At 69.1% G+C, this 16,529-nt stretch carries 18 protein-coding genes; all 18 read right to left on the minus strand.

Going from position 1 to position 16,529, the window contains the following annotated elements; all coding sequences use genetic code 11:
* Positions 1–33: 33 nt before the first annotated feature.
* From CCR98_RS20255 to CCR98_RS20340, 18 genes are read right to left on the minus strand one after another with little or no spacing between them, the layout of a single operon-like run.
* Positions 34–1,272 (minus strand): beta-ketoacyl-ACP synthase, encoded by a 1,239-nt coding sequence (locus CCR98_RS20255; protein ID WP_087924004.1) that lies wholly within the window; start codon positions 1,270–1,272, stop codon positions 34–36.
* A complete protein-coding gene (locus CCR98_RS20260) occupies positions 1,272–2,003 on the minus strand; it encodes a 3-ketoacyl-ACP reductase FabG2 (protein WP_087924005.1) in 732 nt (243 codons plus the stop codon). The genes CCR98_RS20255 and CCR98_RS20260 overlap by 1 nt, the downstream gene beginning before the upstream one ends.
* Positions 2,000–2,455 (minus strand): hypothetical protein, encoded by a 456-nt coding sequence (locus CCR98_RS20265; protein WP_087924006.1) that lies wholly within the window; start codon positions 2,453–2,455, stop codon positions 2,000–2,002. Before CCR98_RS20265 ends, CCR98_RS20260 begins: the two co-directional genes overlap by 4 nt.
* Complete coding sequence (locus CCR98_RS20270) at positions 2,452–3,636, minus strand: beta-ketoacyl-ACP synthase (protein WP_087924007.1); 1,185 nt, start codon at positions 3,634–3,636, stop codon at positions 2,452–2,454. The genes CCR98_RS20265 and CCR98_RS20270 overlap by 4 nt, the downstream gene beginning before the upstream one ends.
* Positions 3,633–4,190: a DUF3261 domain-containing protein gene (locus tag CCR98_RS20275; RefSeq protein WP_087924008.1), complete on the minus strand. Its 558-nt coding sequence runs from the start codon at positions 4,188–4,190 to the stop codon at positions 3,633–3,635. The genes CCR98_RS20270 and CCR98_RS20275 overlap by 4 nt, the downstream gene beginning before the upstream one ends.
* On the minus strand, positions 4,178–5,428 hold the full coding sequence (locus CCR98_RS20280) for an NAD(P)/FAD-dependent oxidoreductase (RefSeq protein ID WP_087924009.1): 1,251 nt from the start codon (positions 5,426–5,428) through the stop codon (positions 4,178–4,180). The genes CCR98_RS20275 and CCR98_RS20280 overlap by 13 nt, the downstream gene beginning before the upstream one ends.
* A 53-nt stretch (positions 5,429–5,481) precedes the next feature.
* Positions 5,482–7,836, minus strand: coding sequence for a hypothetical protein (locus CCR98_RS20285; protein WP_087924010.1), 2,355 nt, complete (start codon positions 7,834–7,836; stop codon positions 5,482–5,484).
* Positions 7,829–8,452 carry an outer membrane lipoprotein carrier protein LolA gene (locus tag CCR98_RS20290; protein ID WP_198361101.1) on the minus strand — a complete coding sequence of 208 codons (624 nt, stop codon included), beginning with the start codon at positions 8,450–8,452 and terminating at the stop codon, positions 7,829–7,831. The genes CCR98_RS20285 and CCR98_RS20290 overlap by 8 nt, the downstream gene beginning before the upstream one ends.
* Before the next feature lie 2 nt (positions 8,453–8,454).
* Positions 8,455–8,886, minus strand: coding sequence for an acyl-CoA thioesterase (locus CCR98_RS20295; RefSeq protein WP_087924012.1), 432 nt, complete (start codon positions 8,884–8,886; stop codon positions 8,455–8,457).
* Positions 8,873–10,423 (minus strand): aromatic amino acid ammonia-lyase, encoded by a 1,551-nt coding sequence (locus CCR98_RS20300; protein WP_087924013.1) that lies wholly within the window; start codon positions 10,421–10,423, stop codon positions 8,873–8,875. The genes CCR98_RS20295 and CCR98_RS20300 overlap by 14 nt, the downstream gene beginning before the upstream one ends.
* The gene (locus tag CCR98_RS20305; RefSeq protein ID WP_087924014.1) at positions 10,413–11,354 is read right to left on the minus strand and encodes an acyltransferase; all 942 of its coding nucleotides are present in this window, start codon (positions 11,352–11,354) and stop codon (positions 10,413–10,415) included. Before CCR98_RS20305 ends, CCR98_RS20300 begins: the two co-directional genes overlap by 11 nt.
* A gap of 1 nt (position 11,355) precedes the next feature.
* The gene (locus CCR98_RS20310) at positions 11,356–12,126 is read right to left on the minus strand and encodes a glycosyltransferase family 2 protein (RefSeq protein ID WP_087924015.1); all 771 of its coding nucleotides are present in this window, start codon (positions 12,124–12,126) and stop codon (positions 11,356–11,358) included.
* Positions 12,116–13,801: an AMP-binding protein gene (locus CCR98_RS20315; RefSeq protein ID WP_087924016.1), complete on the minus strand. Its 1,686-nt coding sequence runs from the start codon at positions 13,799–13,801 to the stop codon at positions 12,116–12,118. The genes CCR98_RS20310 and CCR98_RS20315 overlap by 11 nt, the downstream gene beginning before the upstream one ends.
* Positions 13,794–14,345, minus strand: coding sequence for a membrane protein (locus CCR98_RS20320; RefSeq protein ID WP_032954654.1), 552 nt, complete (start codon positions 14,343–14,345; stop codon positions 13,794–13,796). The genes CCR98_RS20315 and CCR98_RS20320 overlap by 8 nt, the downstream gene beginning before the upstream one ends.
* Before the next feature lie 22 nt (positions 14,346–14,367).
* Complete coding sequence (locus CCR98_RS20325; protein ID WP_005411609.1) at positions 14,368–14,625, minus strand: acyl carrier protein; 258 nt, start codon at positions 14,623–14,625, stop codon at positions 14,368–14,370.
* A 17-nt stretch (positions 14,626–14,642) separates the two neighbouring features.
* On the minus strand, positions 14,643–14,900 hold the full coding sequence (locus tag CCR98_RS20330; RefSeq protein WP_005411610.1) for a phosphopantetheine-binding protein: 258 nt from the start codon (positions 14,898–14,900) through the stop codon (positions 14,643–14,645).
* On the minus strand, positions 14,887–15,684 hold the full coding sequence (locus CCR98_RS20335; RefSeq protein ID WP_087924017.1) for a lysophospholipid acyltransferase family protein: 798 nt from the start codon (positions 15,682–15,684) through the stop codon (positions 14,887–14,889). The genes CCR98_RS20330 and CCR98_RS20335 overlap by 14 nt, the downstream gene beginning before the upstream one ends.
* Positions 15,677–16,420: a beta-ketoacyl synthase chain length factor gene (locus CCR98_RS20340; protein WP_087924018.1), complete on the minus strand. Its 744-nt coding sequence runs from the start codon at positions 16,418–16,420 to the stop codon at positions 15,677–15,679. The genes CCR98_RS20335 and CCR98_RS20340 overlap by 8 nt, the downstream gene beginning before the upstream one ends.
* Positions 16,421–16,529: the final 109 nt, after the last annotated feature.

Consider the following 16,529-nt stretch of genomic DNA (forward strand, 5'->3'; position numbering starts at 1 on the left):
TGGGTAGCGGAAACAGTGCGGTAGGGCGGTGGATCACTCGCTCCAGCGGCGGAACACCAGCGAGGTGTTGATGCCACCGAAGGCGAAGTTGTTGCTCATCACGTATTCGGCCTGCAGTTCGCGGCCTTCCCCGGTGATGAAGTCGAGCTGGCCGCAGCGCGGATCGACCTCGGCCAGGTTCAGGGTCGGCGCGAACCACCCGGCACGCATCATCTGGATGCTCAGCCAGGCCTCGAACGCACCACAGGCACCCAGCATGTGGCCGACATAGCTCTTCAGCGAGCTGATCGGCACGCGGTTGCCGAACACCTGCGCGGTCGCTTGGGTTTCGGCGATGTCACCGTGGTCGGTAGCGGTGCCGTGGGCGTTGACGTAGTCGATCTGCGCCGCGTCCAGGCCGGCATCCTCCAGCGCCAGGCGCATGGCCTGGGCCATGGTGTCGGCGCTGGGCTGGGTGACGTGCTGGCCATCGCTGTTGGTGCCGTAGCCGACCACCTCGGCAAGGATGGTGGCGCCTCGCGCCTGCGCGTGCTCCAGGTCTTCCAGGATCAGCGTGCAGGCACCCTCGCCCAGCACCAGGCCATCACGGCCGGCATCGAACGGGCGCGGCGTGGTCTGCGGCGCATCGTTGCGCGTGCTGGTGGCGAACAGGGTGTCGAACACCGCTGCGGCGGTGGCATCGAGCTGCTCGGCACCGCCGGCCACCATCACCGTCTGCTTGCCACTGCGGATCGCTTCGTAGCCGGCACCGATGCCCTGGCTGCCCGAGGTGCAGGCGCTGGAGGTGGTGTAGACCCGCCCGGACAGGCCGAAGAACACGCCGATGTTGACCGGCGCGGTGTGGCTCATCATCTTCAGGTAGGTGGTGGCGCTGATGCCGTCGGTGGTGAATTCGTGCAGCATGCGGCCGAATTCGCCGGTGGCTTCGTGGCTGCCCGAGGACGAGCCGTAGGCCACGCCGGTACGGCCACTGCGCAGCACCGGGTGTTCGAACAGGCCCGCTTCGCGCAGCGCCACTTCGGTGGTGCGCACCGACATGATGGCGACCTTGCCCATCGAGCGGGTGGTCTTGCGGTTGTAGGTCGGCGGCAGCTCGTAATCCTGCGCCGGTGCGGCCAGCTTGGTGTTCAACCCGGCATAGACATCCCATTCGGGCATCTTGCGCACCGCGTTGCGGCAGCTGCGCAGGTGCGCCTCGATGGTCGGCCAGTCGTGGCCGAGCGGGCTGATGGCGGCGGCACCGGTGACCACCACGCGGCGATCGGTGGCCATCAGAGCATGCCCCCGTTCACCGAGATCACCTGGCGGGTGATGTAGCCGGCCGGTTCGGACAGCAGGAACGCCACCGTGGCCGCCACTTCGTCGGGACGACCGACGCGGCCGGCGGGAATCAGCTTGAGCGCGTGTTCGATCACTTCATCATTGAGCATTTCGGTCTCGATCAGGCCCGGGGCCACGCAGTTGACAGTGATCTGGCGGCTGGCCAGTTCCAGCGCCAGTGCCTTGGTGGCACCGATGATGCCGGCCTTGGCCGCGCTGTAGTTGACCTGGCCGCGGTTGCCGGCCAGCCCGGACACCGACGACAGGGTGACGATGCGGCCCGGCTTGCGCCGCCGCACCATCGGCATGATCAGCGGATGCAGCACGTTGTAGAAGCCATCCAGGTTGGTGTGGATGACCTGGTCCCAATCCTCCGCCGACAGCGCCGGGAAGGCGCCATCACGGGCGATGCCGGCATTGCAGACCACGCCGTAGTACGCGCCATGCGCGTCGACATCGGCCTCCAGTGCGGCGCGTGCGGCCTCGCGGTCGGCCACGTCGAACATCAGCACGCGGGCCTGCTGGCCCAATGCCTGGATCTCGGCCACCACCGCCTGCGCCTCTTCCACGCGGCTGCGGCAATGCACCACCACGTCGAAGCCGTCGCGCGCGATGCGCAGCGCGATGGCCCGGCCGATGCCCCGGCTGGCGCCGGTCACCAGCACGCTTCGATTCCCTGTCATGCCTGTCCACTCTCCAGATAGGCCATCGCGTCGGCCGGTTCGAACACCGACACGTTGGCTGTCGCCCATTCTTCCTCGCCTGCCAGGATGCGGCAGGCGAACATCCCCAATCCATTGTCACCCAACAGCTCGCAGCGCGCCTGTACACGCAGCCGCGAACCGCTGGGGAAGCTGCTGCGCAGGCTGCTGTAGCGGCGGCTGCCGAGCAGGAAGCCCAGCTGCGGCGGCCTGCCGGCCGCGCGTGCGCGGCAACCGGCCCAGGCCGCGATGGCCTGCGCCATGTACTCGATGCCGACCCAGGCCGGCACCTCGCCGTTCTCCACGAACAGGCCGGCCCCGGGCACCACCAGTTCGGCCTCGATGGCGTCCTGGTCCCACCGCGTGATGCGCTCCAGCAGGCACATGTCCTGGCGGTGCGGCACCACGTCCTCGATCGCGTACAGCGTGTTCATCGACGCTCCAGCGCCAGCACGGCATTGCTGCCGCCGAAGGCGAACGAATTGCTCAGCACCCGCCGCGGCGGGTGCGCCAGGCGGGTGGCCGGGGCCACCAGCGGCAGCACCGGCAATGCCGGATCGGCCACGCCGTCCCACCAGTGCGGCGGCAGCTGCTGCTGCGGGTTCTCGGCCAGCAGGATCCAGCACAGCGCCGCCTCGATCGCACCCGAGGCGCCCAGCGTATGGCCGGTCAACGGCTTGGTTGAACTGGCTGGCACGCTGGTACCCAGCACCTGCGAAACCGCAAGGCTTTCCATCGCATCGTTGTGGCCGGTAGCAGTGCCATGCAGGTTCACATAGTCCACTTCGTCGGCGGCCCAGCCGGCACGCAGCAGCGCCTGCTGCAGAGCATCGATGGCGCCCAGCCCCTGCGGGTCGGGGGCGGACATGTGGTGCGCGTCGGCCGATTCGCCCCACCCAGCCAGGCACACCGGACCGGGTTCGCGGGTGAGCAGGAACAACGCGGCACCCTCGCCGATGTTGATGCCGGCGCGATGCTGCGAGAACGGATTGCAGCGCAGCGCCGATACCGATTCCAGCGCGCTGAAGCCGGCCACGGTGAAGCGGCACAGCGAATCAGCACCACCGGCGATCACCGCATCGACGATGCCGGCGCGCAGCATGCGCGCGGCCGACATCAGCGCCTTGGCGCTGGACGAGCAGGCGGTGGACAGGGTCCATGCCGGCCCCTGCGCGCCACTGCGCTGGCGCACGAACTGCGCGGCAGTGCCCATTTCCTGCTGGGCGTAGTCGAAGCCCTGCGGCCACTGGCCCTGTTCGGCGTGGCTGCGCAATGCCTGCTCGGATTCACCGATGCCCGAGGTGCTGGTGCCCAGCACCACCGCCACGCGCTCGGCGCCATGGCGGGCGATCGCGGCGGCCACCGCCGGTGCGATCTGCGCCAGTGCCACGTCCAGCAGCGCGTTGTTGCGCCCGCGCAGGGCCACCGGCAGGTCATCCAGCGCCGGCAGCAGCGTGCGCACTTCTCCCAGCGCCAGGGTGCGTCCCGGCAACAGGCTGTCGTTGTCACTGAGCCCGCCCGGCGCGTCGGCGAACATGGCCGACGTCACAGCCGCGCGGCCATCGCCGAGCGCACAGATCACGCCCAGGTCGTTCAGGTAGATCGGTGCGCTCATCGGTCCGGCCCGGCCATGTCGATCGATTCGATGCGCAGGGCGTAGCCTTCGGCGCGGTTGTCCAGCTGCACGCTGCCGTCGTCCAGGCGCTGCAGCTGCAGCCACACCGTGCCGTCGCGCGACAGGCTGCGCTGATGGCCGTCATCGCTGACCTGCCAACCGGCCGGCAACGCGGCGGCAATGGCCGCGGTCGGCCACAGCGCGAACTGCAGGTCATCCAGCACGCGCTCGGCACGCACCTGCGGCGGCAGCCACGGCGCGCGCTGCTGGGTCAGCTGCTGGCCGTCCCACTGCAGGCGCACGCCGGTCTGGCCCATCGCCTGCACCGCCAGCTGCACCTGCTGCGCATCGGCTTCCAGCAGAGCATCCAGGTCGCGCTCATGGCTGCCGAACCGGAAATGCAGCTGCTGCTGCAGTGCCAGCGGCGCCGGCAGGCTGGCCGGCGACAGGCGCAGCGGCGGCAGTTCCACCTGCGGCTTCGGCATGCGGCCGGCACAGGCGGCCAGCAGCAGGCACAGCAACAGCGCTGCAGTACGGGCGATCACGCGCTGCACAGCTGCTCCAGCACGCGCATGCGGCGGCCGCTTTCGTCGGCCACGTACGGGTTGTTGGTGTCCCAGGCGTAGCCGGCCAGGATGGAGCTGATCATGTCGCGCACTTCAGGCTGCTGCTGCGGGTGGTAGATGATCTTCTGGAAACCGCCTTCGTACCAGCTTTCGACGAAGCGGCGGAAGGTCTTCACACCGGCGCGCAGCGGGATCGAGAAGTCGGCTTCCCAATCGACGGTTTCGCCGGCATAGCGGCGCGCCAGGCACTCGCTGGCCAGCTGCGCGGACTTGAAGGCGATGGTGACGCCGGAGGAGAACACCGGGTCGAGGAACTCGCCGGCATTGCCCAGCAGGGCGTAGCCCGGGCCCCACAGCGAACTGACATTGGCCGAATAACCGGTGATCCGGCGCACCGGCAGCACCGCCCATTCGGCGTTGGCCAGCAGCCGGGTCAGGTTCGGGTCCTCGCCGACGATGGCCTGCAGTTTCTGCAGGTCGTCGCCCTCGTAGCGCTCGAAGAACGACGGCTCAGCGACCACGCCCAGCGAGCAGCAGCCGTTGGAGAACGGGATCGTCCAGTACCAGACGTCGATGTGCTCGGGATGGGTGGTGATCAGGATCTTGTTGCGGTCGAAGTCCGCTTCAGCCGGAATGTTGTCGCGCACGTGGCAGAAGATCGCCCCGCGCACCGGGAAGTTGGACGGCGATTCCAGCTGCAGCAGGCGCGGCAGCAGGCGCGCGAAGCCGGACGCATCGAGGATGAAATCGGCCTCGATGCGGTACTCGCTGCCGTCCGGGCGACGCACGGTCACCGCCGGCTGCTCGCCCGCTTCGACCGACAGCACTTCATCACCGAAGCGCAGCGTGGTGCCCATGCGTTCGGCGCCGCGCGCCAGCACGTTGTCGAAGTCGGCGCGCTGCACCTGGTAGGTGGTACCCCAACCCGGCGAGAACTTCTTCCTGAAGTCGAACGCGGTGCGCGCCTCGCCATGCACGAAGGCAGCGCCGTTCTTGTGCTGGAAGCCCGCTTCGACCACGTCCTGCAACAGGCCGGCGGCCTCGATGTACTCCATGCTCTGCGGCAGCAGGCTTTCACCAATGGAGAAGCGCGGGAACTGCTGGCGTTCCAGCATCAGCACCTGGCGGCCCTGCTGGCGCAGCATCGCTGCAGCCACGGAGCCGGCCGGGCCGGCACCGATGATCAGGATTTCAGTACGTTCGACAGCATCCACAGCAGTATTCATCGGTGCGTCCTTGTTGCTCGATCAAGTGGAAAGAAGGAAGTCGGAAAACAGGCTCAGGCCGGCGGCAGATCGTGCGGCGGCGGCCGGAACAGCGGCGAGATCAGCCAGACCAGGCCGATGCCAAACAGCAGGGTCAGGCCGAACGCGCGCAGTGCCGGGGTCTGCGACAGGCCCAGCAGGCCGAACGACAACCAGGTGCTGGCCGCGCCCACGCACACCGCCAGCCAGGCACTGGCGTCGCCGCGGTGCTCGATCAGGAAGATGCCGTAGTCGATGCCCATGCCCAGCAGCAGCATCAGTGCCAGCACGTTGAACAGCTGCAGTGGCTGGCCGAACAGGCCCAGCAGGCCCAGGGTCAGCGCACCGGCAATCAGGGTCGGCGCGAACACGCGCCAGGCCTGGCGGCGGTAGCGCAGCCACAGCGCGCCGAACACCAGCACGATGCCGACCAGCAGCAGCCCGCCCATCAGCTTGCGGTAGTGGCCCAGCAGCTGCGAGAAGTCGGCGGTGCGGTCCACCCAGCGCACACCCGGCAGGCCTTCGGCCGCCCCGCGCAGGGTGGCCAGCGCATCAGCGCGCGACAGGTCATCGACCATCACCACGCTGATCATCTGCCCGCCGACCTCGCCCACCCACAGGTGGCGGAACGGCTGCGAGGCCGGCGAGGCCAGGAACGCCTCCGCAGTCAGCGGCGCAGCGGCGAAGTCCGGGCGTGGCAGCGGTTCGCCGACCGCCTCGGACACCGCATCCAGCACGCCCGGTTCCACCTTCGCGGTCAGCGCGGCGTCGGCCTGCTGGCGCGCCGGCGACGGCAGCCAGTCGCTGATCGCCCGATAGCCCCCGATGCGCTTGTCGTTGGCCAGCACACGCAGGCGTTCGGTCAGCGCTTCTTCGCGCTGCAGCAGCTGTGCGGCGTCACTGCCCTGCACCAGGTAGAACTGCGCCGGGCTGGGCATGCCCAGCAGCTGGCTCAAGCGGATCTGCTGGGCCATCAATGCCGGCGGCGAGGACTGCAGGCTGCGCAGGTCGTCGTTGCTGTTCAGGCGGGCAATGCCGATGGCAGACAGCGCCAGCGTGATCACCACGAACACCGTCACCGCGCGGCGGCCTTGCAACCGCGGGAAGCGCTCCAGCGTGTTGCCCAGCCACTGCGAGAAACGGGTCTGGCGGATCTCACCGCCATCCAGCCACGGGAACCAGAAGATCACCGTAAGGAAGGCGGCAGCCAGGCCGACCACCGAGAACAGCGCCATCTGGCGCAGGCCCGGGAACGGGGCCAGGCCCAGGGCCAGGTAGGCCAGCGCACTGGTCACCAGCGCCAGCCAGAGGCCGGGCAGCAGGTGCCGCAGCAGTTTCCAGCGACGATCGGCCGGCGCGGCCTGGCGCGAGGCGAACCAGTGGATGCCGTAATCCTCGGCCACGCCCACCAGCGACGCACCGAACACCAGGGTGAGCACGTGCACCTTGCCGAACACCAGCACGGTCACCGCCAGCGCCACGCCGCAGCCGATCAGCAACGACGCGGCGACCAGCAGGATCGGCCGCAGCGAACGGAATGCCAGCCACACCAGCAGCAGCACCGCGGCCAGCGAGCCCCAGCCGATGGTGTTGATCTCCTGGTTGGCCTGCACCGCGGCCGCTTCGGCGTGCAGCGGCACGCCAGCATGCAGGATTTCCAGCTCGGGCGCCGCCGCCCTGGCGGCCTGCCCGGCACGTTCCAGCAGGCCATCGAGATGGCGCTCACCATCGAGCTGGAACGCCGAACCCGGCGTATCGAACTGCAGCGCGGCCCAATGCTTGCCCTCGGCTTCGAGCAGGCCGTCATCGCCCAGCCGCAACCCCGAACCCTGTGCCTGCTGCTGCCACCATTGCGGCCACAGCGACAGCGGGTCTTGCCGCCAGTCGGTCAGTCGTGGAGCGCCCATCGGGCCGTACAGCGCGGCCAACGCCTGCTCGGCCAACGCGCCCGGTTGGCTGCCCTGCAGCTGCGCGCGCTGGGCCGGTGTCAGCAGGCGGTCGCGATACGGCGCGTAGAACGCGCGCGCCTCATCGAACCAGCCTTCGATCGAACCGCTGGGCACCAGCAAGGCGTGCTCGGGGTCCTTGGCCATGGCCGCAGCGAAGGCTGCCTGTGCGCGCTTGGCGGCGGCGCCGTCCTTGCTGCCCATCAGCACCACCACCTGCCGCGAGCTGCCGTCGGCGATGCGCCGGGTGACGTCGCTCAACAGGCGGTCATGCGCATCCTGCGGCAGCAGGGCGAGGATGTCGGTGTCGATCCGCGATTGCTGAGTCCACAGGTGCCACTGCTGCGCGCCCAGTGCCAGCAGCAGCACCAGCCAGGCGATGCCCAGCCAGTGCCACCAGCGCCGCAACCGGTCCGGTGCCTTCGATGCCACGGCCTCACTCAAAGCGGCGGGCCTCGTCGGCGTTGAGCGTGGCCGGTGCCTCGCTCAATGCGCTGAACTGGATCTGGGTGCGGTCCTTGTTGGCCTCGACGATCTCGACCTGGCGCACGTAGCGGTCACCCTGCAGGGTCAGCGACTGGAACGCCTTGGCCAGCATCGCCGACTTCGGTGTCAGCCGCAGCCGCCAGCCCTGCCCTTCACGGCTGGCCACCACGTTGAACTGGCTGGACAGCGCCTGCACGTCGCCGCTCATCAGCGCGAACATGATCGCGTTCACCGAACGCATCGCCGGCTGCTGCCGTGCATCGAGCTCGACACGGGTGCTGCCATCGCGCTGGCGGCTGAGGATGCGGTCGGCGGTGACCACCACTTCGGAGGGGAACGGCTTGAGCGTGGTCCAGATCACGCCGTGCTGGCGCGCGACCACGAACTGGCCCTGCGAACGCAGCGGGTTCTTGAAGCCGCTGACCTGCTTTTCCTGGCTGAACTGGCCACGCAGTACATCCGGCCGCGCCACCGCCTGGGTGATCGCATCGATGGCGGGGTCGGCCGCCTGCACGCGCGGTGCGGCCATGAACATCAGCGCGCACAGCAGCACGCTCGGAAGACGGGCAAGCATAGTCACGGCGCAGGCACTCCCAGGCGTTCCCACAGTACCGGCGGGCACTGGTACAGCATTTCCTTGCTGGCCGCGTCCACCGCGACCTGGATGGTCATCGCGCGGGTCAGCACCTGGCCGCTCTGCGCATCGACGATTTCGTACTCGATCTTCAGCCGGTTCTCCCATTCCACGATGCGCGCGATCACGCGCAGCGCCTGGTTGAAAAGCAGCGGGCGCACGTACTTCACCCGGGCATCGACCACCGGCCACAGGTAGCCCGATTCGAGCATCTGCGGGTAGTCGTAGTCGTAGCGCCCGAGCAGCGCGCAGCGCGCGATCTCGAAGTACTTGAAGTAGTTGCCATGCCAGACCACGTTCATCGGATCGCAGTCATGGAAGGCGGGGGTCAACGCAATCTCGCCAACCCGTTCGATGGCATCATTCACCGGCATACAGCTCCCAACGTTGCGCGCGGATCTCCACCAGCAGTTCCCGCAGTTCGCGATCCAGCGCGCGGTCTTCTTCAACCAGGGCGATGCGCTGCCCCAGGTCGGCGTACATGTCGGCCAGACTGCCATGCAGCTGCGCGTTCAGGCCAACCCGTTCGCGCAGGGCCAGGCCCTGGCGGGCGGCGATCAGCATGGCCGCCACCACCTGTTCAGTCAGCTCGATCACGCGCAGGCAGTCGCGCGCGGCGATGGTGCCCATGCTGACCTTGTCCTGGTTGTGGCACTCGGTGGAACGCGAAAACACGCTGGCCGGCATGGTCTGCTTCAGCGCTTCGGCGGTCCAGGCCGACACGCTGATCTGCAGCGCCTTCAGGCCATGGTTGATGGCCGCGCGCGGGCCTGTGGCCGCCGACAGGTTGGCCGGCAGGCCGTGGTTGTAGCGGGCATCGACCACCAGCGCCAGCTGGCGGTCGAGCAGGTCGGCGATGTTGGCAACCGTATTCTTCAGCGTGTCCATCGCCAGCGCGATGTGGCCGCCGTAGAAGTGGCCGCCATGCAGGATTCGCTCGCCGTCGGCATCGATCAGCGGGTTGTCGTTGGCGCTGTTCAGTTCGGTTTCGATCAGCTGGCGCAGGAACGGCAGACTGTCCTCCAGCACGCCGATCACGTGCGGCGCGCAGCGCAGCGAATAGCGGTCCTGCAGGCGCTGTTCATTGCGCGGCGGACGCTCGCTGTGCAGGTCGCTGCGCAGGCGCGCGGCGATGCGGCCCTGGCCCGGGTGCGGCTTGGCCGCGAACAGGGTTTCGTCGAAGTGGTGCGCGTTGCCGTCGCTGGCCAGCACGTTGAACGCGGTCAGGCGCGTGGCCATGCGCGCCAGGTAATCGGCGCGCTGCCAGGCCAGGCAGGCCAAGCCGGTCATCACCGCCGTGCCGTTCATGATCGCCAGGCCTTCCTTCGGCCGCAGCTTCAGCGGGGTCATGCCGATCTTCGCCAGCACCTCTGCCGCCGGCTGCACGCGACCGTCATGCAGTACCTCGCGTTCGCCGCACAGCACCGCCGCCACGTACGACAGCGGCGTCAGGTCACCGCTGGCACCCACCGAGCCTTCGGCCGGGATCATCGGCAGTACATCGTGCTGCAGCAGCGTGGCCAAGCCTTCCAGCAACGGCACACTGACACCGGACATGCCGCGCACCAGCGAGGCCAGGCGCGCGGCCAGCACGGCGCGGGTCTCGACCGGGTCCAGGTAACGGCCCAGGCCGCAGCCGTGGTAGGTGTACAGGTGGTGCGGCAGTTCCGCCACCAGCGCCGGCGGGATGTTCACCGTGCACGAGTCGCCGTAGCCGGTGGTCACGCCGTAGATCACGCCGTCCTCGCGCAGCAGGCGGTCGAGGAAGTCGGCACCGCGCTGGATGTGCGCGCGGAACGCCGGCGCGTCACTCAGTGTGGCCTCGCACTGGCGCTGGGCCAGGGCAACCACGTCTTCGATGGTCAACGGTGCATCGCCAAAGCGGCACACGGGTACGGCGTCAGTCGTCATGCGGAGCCTGATCCCAGAAGGGGAAGAAATTGAACCAGTCCAACGGAGACTGGATGACCTGGAGTTCCAGCCAGCGCGCGAAGCGCTGCGCCTGTTCGGCCAGTGCGGCGTCGCGCGAGCCGCGTGGCAGCACGATGCGTTCGGCGAACTGTTCGAATGCCACGCGATAGCCCTCGCCCTGGTGCAGGCAGGCCATGGTGTAGACCGGGCAGCCGAGCGCGGCGGCGAGCACATAGGCGCCGATCGGGAACGGCGCGCGGTGGCCAAGGAATTCAGCGGTGACGCTGCGGCCGCCCTGCACCGGCGTGCGGTCGCCGACGATGGCGACGAAGCCACCCGCTGCCACGCGCTCGGCCAGCACCACCGCCGTGGCCGGCCCCATTTCGGTCACCTGCACCAGTTCCACTGCCGCCAGCGGGTCCAGCCGCTGCAGCAGGCGGTTGAAGCGCTGCGCGTGCGCGGTATGCACCAGCACGGTGATGCGGAACCCCGGCACCTGTTCGGCCAGCACCTGGCACAGTTCCAGGCAGCCGATGTGCGCGGTGAGGATCAGCCCGCCTTCGCGGCGCGCGATTTTTTCCAGCACCAGGCCGCGATGCAGGTGGATGCGTTCGGCCGGATAGCGCCCGCCCAGGCCGAGGATCTTGTCCAGCATCGTATCGGCGAAGGCGAAGAAGTGGCGCAGGCTGTCACGCCGGGTCGGCACGCGGCCGAGCACGCCGCTGTGCGCCTGCAGACGCTGCAGGTACTGCATCGAGGCCTGGCGGCCGACGCGGTTGCCCAGCCAATGGCAGGCCACCACCGGCCACACGCACAGGCGGAACGGCCAGCGCCCGAACCAGCGGTGCACCCAGCACAGGAACAGCACGCCGGCCACCGAGGTGGATTCGCCGATTTCGGCCCAGTGCGGGGCACCCTGCGCGGCCGCCATCTCAGCGCTGCCCCCGCAGGCGGCGCCACAACAGGTGCGGTGCGCGCCAGAGCATGCCGAAGAACAGGCGGGTATGCATGCGGCTGATGCGCACGTTGTCGCGCCACACATCGAAGTGCGACACGCCATCGGATGGATAGGTCACGCGCGTAGCCAGATGCTCGACCGGCAGCTGCCGCCAGTACAGGCGCACCATCACTTCAGTGTCGAAATCCATGCGCCGGCCGATGGTTTCTTCACCGATCAGGCGCAGTACCGGCGGCAGCGGATACACGCGGAAGCCGCACATGGTGTCGCGCAGGTGCAGCGACAGCGTGTTGATCCAGACCCATATATGGGTGGCGTAGCGGCCGTACAGACGGGCCTTCGGCACGCTGGCGTCGTAGGCCGGAATGCCGCAGATCACCGCCTCGGGATGCACGCGCGCCGCTTCGATGAAGCGTGGCAGATCGCGGGTGTCGTGCTGGCCATCGGCGTCGATCTGCAGCACGTGGCTGTAGCCACGCGCGCCGGCTTCGGCGAAACCGGCCAGCATCGCCCCGCCCTTGCCCTGGTTCATGTCCAGGCGCAGCAGGTCGACACCCTGGCGCTGTGCCAGCGAGCGCAGCACCGCCGCGCAGGAGGCCCGCGAACCATCGTCGACCAGCAGGCACGGCAGGCCGGCGGCCTGCACGCCGTCGACCACCGCCGCGATGGCGTGCTCGTGGTCGTAGACGGGAATCACCACCAGTGGCGCGAACGCGGCACCGGCAACGGCCGGGTCAGTCCGCATCAGCGAAAACCACCTTGCCGCTGGCATGCACACCATGGCTGGAGGTGTAGCGGAAGGCCAGCACGTTGCGCGCGGCATCCCAGTCCAGCTGCAGGGTCAGCTCATTGCCCGGGCGGGCCACGTGCTGGAACTTCACCGCGTCCATGCGCAGGAACACCGCCGGCATCGCAAACGCCTGGCGGCCGAAACGCACTGCCCAGTCCAGCTGCGCCACGCCGGGCAGGATCGCCGCCTGCGGGAAGTGGCCCTGGAACGGCCGCAGCGCCGGGTCCAGGGTCATGCGCAGCGTGGCGCTGGCGGCATCGCGGCGGTCCCAGACCGGCACCGGCATCAGTGGCTGGAACAGCGCCGCCAGGGCCGCCTGGGTCACCTTGCCCTGCGCGTTGATCGGCAACGCCTGCACCAGGCGCCAACGACGCGGCCGGGTCACGGCGTCATGCGCATGCGCCAGGCGGGCGCCGAGGCGCTGGCCCAGTGCACGACGCGCAGCGTCGCCCGCGTCCAGCAGCGCCGGATCGGCCGGCACCACCACGGCAGCCAGCTGCTCGCGCTGCCCGGGCAGCACCAGCACGCGCACGTCATCCACTTCGGCGTCTTCGCGCAGCGCGCGTTCCAGCGCATCCAGCGACACGCGGCGTTCTTCGATCTTGACGATGCGGTCGGCGCGGCCCAGCAGGCGGAAGCGGCCATCGGCCAACGCTTCAACGCGGTCCTGGGTACGCCACCAGTCGGAGGTTTCCAGATGCGCCGAGGCCACCGCCAGGCAGCCATCGTCGATCCGCCACTGCACACCCGGCAACGGCTGCCACGGAGGCAGGTCGGTGTCCCAGCGGCGCCAGGCGATGCCGCCGGTTTCGCTGCTGCCATAGACCTCGGTCGGGGCCACGCCCAGCCACTGCCGCACCTGCCGCGCCGCGTCTTCCGGCAGCGGGCCACCGGAGGAGAACACCGCGCGCAGGCGGCCATGGAGGCTGGCCCAGTCGAGCTGACCGGGCAGGCGCTTGAGGTGGGCCGGCGTCGCCACCAGCACTGTATCGGTACCGGCCAGCGCCCCCACCAGGTCTTCGTGGAAGAACCGGCGCGGATGAATCAGGCGACCGGCGGCCAGCGGCCACAGCACGCGGAACAGCAGCCCGTAGATGTGCTGGTGGGACACCGTGCCATGAACCTGCACGCCTTCCATCTGCGCGCCGAACGCGGCCTGCAGCGCCTCCACTTCGCGCGCCAGCTGGTCCAGGCGCTTGCCGATCGCGCTGGGCTCGCCGGTGCTGCCGGAGGTGAACACGCACAGTTCGCAGGCGCGCTCGTCCAGCGCCAGCAGTTCATCGTCCAGCGCGGCGTCCAGCACCACCAGCGGGCGATAATCGGCGCTGACATCACCCGCGAAGCCGCTCACCTGCGGCTGCAGTGCCTGCAGCGTGGCCGGCAGGTTGTCGGCGGCCAGGAACACCCGCTTGCCGGCATGCCAGGCACCGAACAGCGCCGCGGCGAAGGCCACGGCATCATCGAAGTACAGGGCCCAGTCGCGGCCTTCGGCCGCCGCAAAGGCGGCGCGCCAGGCCAGTACGCGCTGGCGGAAGCCGGCGTGGTCGATCAGCTCGCCGTCGCGGAGGCCGACGCCGCGCTGCGGCCGTGCCTCCAGCAGCAGCTGGTCCAGGGCAATCCACTCAGCCATGCGCGTGCGCCGCCTTCACCCGCCGCCGCACCAGCCACTCACCTGCGAACAACACGCCCATCATCACGTACGCCAACAATCCGTTGTAGAGCATCCAGACCCGGTCCGACGCGTACAGCGCGGTCAGCAGGGCCAGGCTGCCGTTGAGAACGAAAAAGCCGCACCACACCTGGGTGACGCGGCGGGTATAGGCCACCGCGAACGGGGGCAGGTCCGGCTCCTGCAGCCGCGCCAGGCGCTCCACCAGCGGCGGCCCGAAGCGCAGGCTGGTGCCGAACACCGCCAGCATCACCGCGTTGACCAGCGCCGGGTACAGCTTCAGCGGCAGGGCCTGGTTGAGCACGGTGGCCAGCACCGCCAGCAGGCCGGTGCCGGCGGCGGCGGCCCACCACAACGGCTGGCGCGTGCTCAGCGCACGCAGCAGGGCCAGGGTGAACAGCAGCAGCGACAGCCAGCGCGGCTCGAAACGGCCCATCGCCAGGTACACCAGCAGCGGATAGGCAAGCGAAATCGCTGCCACCACGACGGTACGTGCGCGAGCCATGGCGACGCCGCTGGCGCTGCGGTCAGGCGGCTGCCTGGTCCGGCAGCAGTCCATGCACGACATCGACGATGTCCTGCACGGTGCGCACGGCCTTGAACGCTTCCGGCTGCAGATTGCGGCCGAGCAGCGGCTTGAGCTGCACGATCAGGTCGACCGCATCGATGCTGTCGATGTCCAGGTCGTCGTACAGGCGGGCCTCGGGGGTGATCCGGGCGGTTTCGATCTCGAAGCTGTCGGTCAGGATGCTGACGATGCGTTCGAACAGTTCATTCTTGGTCATGGCAATTCCTGGCGCCGTTACGACTGGCGGGCGGCGACGAACTCGCCGAGCGCGCGCACGCTGGAGAAATGGCGACGGGTTTCTTCCGAATCGGCCGAGAGGCTGACACCGTACTTCTTCTGCAGCGCCAGGCCCAGCTCCAGCGCGTCGATCGAATCCAGGCCAAGGCCCTCGACGAACAGTGGCGCGGTCGGATCGATGTCCTCCGGCGTAATGTCCTCCAGCGAAAGGGAGGAAATGATCAATTCCTTGATCTCGTGCTCAAGTGCTTGCACGGGGCGGATCTCCAGACAGGTCGAAATAACGAGAAAGGTGCTCGGTGACGCGGCGTGCTGCCAAGGCATCCCCCCTTGGCGAGTCGTCATCGGCCAGGAAGGGCGCGATCGGGATATCTTCGCCGACCTGCAGCCGAACGTGAAAGCGACGTGAGGGGACACGATACCACTTCTGTCCCTTGGTCAACGTGGGCGGGGTGCAGGTGATCCGCACCGGGGTGATGTCCAGCCGGCCGCGGACGGCGATGTTGGCAGCCCCGCGCTGCAGCCGCGGCGACTGGCCCGGCACGCTGCGGGTGCCCTCCGGGAAGATCACCAGGGTACCGCCGGCATGCACCGCCGCCACGCAGTCGTCAACCAGGCCCGCCCCGTCATCATTGGCGATGTAGCCGGCCGCCCTCACCGGGCCGCGCATGAACGGATTGCAGGCCACGGCCCGTTTCACCACGCAATCGGCGTTGGGCAGGAGCGAGATCAGGCAGACCACGTCGATCAGGGTCGGGTGATTGGCCAGAACCAGCAAACCGTCGCGCTGCAGGCGTTCCCCGCCCTCGATCTGGTAGGTCATCACCCCCAGCGCACGCATCAGGCGCAGGTGGCTGGCAAAGGCGACCTGGACCACGCGGCGCGCCCGGCGGCGGCGGACCACCGGGTCGCGCATCAGCAGCAGCACCGGCATCACCAGCACGCCCAGCAGCAGGCCGCCCACGCCAAAAGCGACAAAGCTCAGGCCGGTGCCGAACACCCGCCAAACATGATCGAGGCGGCGCAGCGCCTCAGCCACGGCGCCCCCAGCGCCAGCGCTGGCCCTGGGCCACGTGCTCCAGCGCCGGCGCGCCGGACAACAGGAAACGGTGCAGGTCCAGCGCGTGCGGCAGCATGCCCGGTGCGGTGGCCGTAGCATGCGGCGCCGCCTCCCACTGCAGCGAGAGGGTCGGCCGGCCCGGCGTAGGCGCGGCCAAACGCCAGCACCAGGCAAAGAATGGGTCGGGTTCGTCGGCGAACGTCGCGTAAATTTCAGGAAGTGGCGATTGATAGACCACCACCCGCACTTCGCGGGCACCATCGGCCAGCAGACCGACCGCTTCCAGGCAGGCGGTCTCGACCGTGGCCTGGCCGGCGGCCAGCGCCAGGTAGTTGCCGCGATAGCCGCGGGCGATCGAGTACAGCGCCGCGATCGCGTTGTGCACCGACAGGCCGAACCCGGTCGGCGACAGCGGCTGCTCGCCGGCCAGCGCCCCCAGCAGGTCCATCGAACGGGCCACGTCGCCGTGGCGGCTGGCGAACACCAGCGGTACCTGGCTGTCAGCGCCCTGCCCGTCCTCGCACCAGCAGGCAACCTGGACCGCCATCCGGCCCAGCCGCTCGATGCGGCGGCGCTGCATCGCCGGTATCTCGGGCAGCGCCGGCGTGTCTTCGCCCTGTGGCGGATACGGCGCATCGGCCCAGCCCAGCCACTGGCTACGCTCGCTCAGGCCGGGCGCCCAGGCAGCCCAGTCGACGATGGAGAATTCGATCATTTGGCGATGGTGCTTCAGCGGGAGAACGATAGGCACGAGCCATTACGGCGACGCGCGGCGGCCCCCCATTCCTGCAGCCGTGCGTCCGTCCAGGACGTCGCCGGCTGCC

The sequence above is a fragment of the Stenotrophomonas sp. WZN-1 genome (genome assembly GCF_002192255.1).
Taxonomy (GTDB): domain Bacteria; phylum Pseudomonadota; class Gammaproteobacteria; order Xanthomonadales; family Xanthomonadaceae; genus Stenotrophomonas.

Coding starts and splice junctions, on each gene's coding strand:
- CCR98_RS20265 (WP_087924006.1), bottom strand. CDS start 2,455: ATGAACACGCTGTACGCGATCGAGGACGTGGTGCCGCACCGCCAGGAC.
- CCR98_RS20340 (WP_087924018.1), bottom strand. CDS start 16,420: ATGATCGAATTCTCCATCGTCGACTGGGCTGCCTGGGCGCCCGGCCTG.
- CCR98_RS20305 (WP_087924014.1), bottom strand. CDS start 11,354: ATGGCGGCCGCGCAGGGTGCCCCGCACTGGGCCGAAATCGGCGAATCC.
- CCR98_RS20295 (WP_087924012.1), bottom strand. CDS start 8,886: ATGCCGGTGAATGATGCCATCGAACGGGTTGGCGAGATTGCGTTGACC.
- CCR98_RS20320 (WP_032954654.1), bottom strand. CDS start 14,345: ATGGCTCGCGCACGTACCGTCGTGGTGGCAGCGATTTCGCTTGCCTAT.
- CCR98_RS20300 (WP_087924013.1), bottom strand. CDS start 10,423: ATGACGACTGACGCCGTACCCGTGTGCCGCTTTGGCGATGCACCGTTG.
- CCR98_RS20280 (WP_087924009.1), bottom strand. CDS start 5,428: ATGAATACTGCTGTGGATGCTGTCGAACGTACTGAAATCCTGATCATC.
- CCR98_RS20290 (WP_198361101.1), bottom strand. CDS start 8,452: ATGCTTGCCCGTCTTCCGAGCGTGCTGCTGTGCGCGCTGATGTTCATG.
- CCR98_RS20255 (WP_087924004.1), bottom strand. CDS start 1,272: ATGGCCACCGATCGCCGCGTGGTGGTCACCGGTGCCGCCGCCATCAGC.
- CCR98_RS20260 (WP_087924005.1), bottom strand. CDS start 2,003: ATGACAGGGAATCGAAGCGTGCTGGTGACCGGCGCCAGCCGGGGCATC.
- CCR98_RS20325 (WP_005411609.1), bottom strand. CDS start 14,625: ATGACCAAGAATGAACTGTTCGAACGCATCGTCAGCATCCTGACCGAC.
- CCR98_RS20270 (WP_087924007.1), bottom strand. CDS start 3,636: ATGAGCGCACCGATCTACCTGAACGACCTGGGCGTGATCTGTGCGCTC.
- CCR98_RS20310 (WP_087924015.1), bottom strand. CDS start 12,126: ATGCGGACTGACCCGGCCGTTGCCGGTGCCGCGTTCGCGCCACTGGTG.
- CCR98_RS20315 (WP_087924016.1), bottom strand. CDS start 13,801: ATGGCTGAGTGGATTGCCCTGGACCAGCTGCTGCTGGAGGCACGGCCG.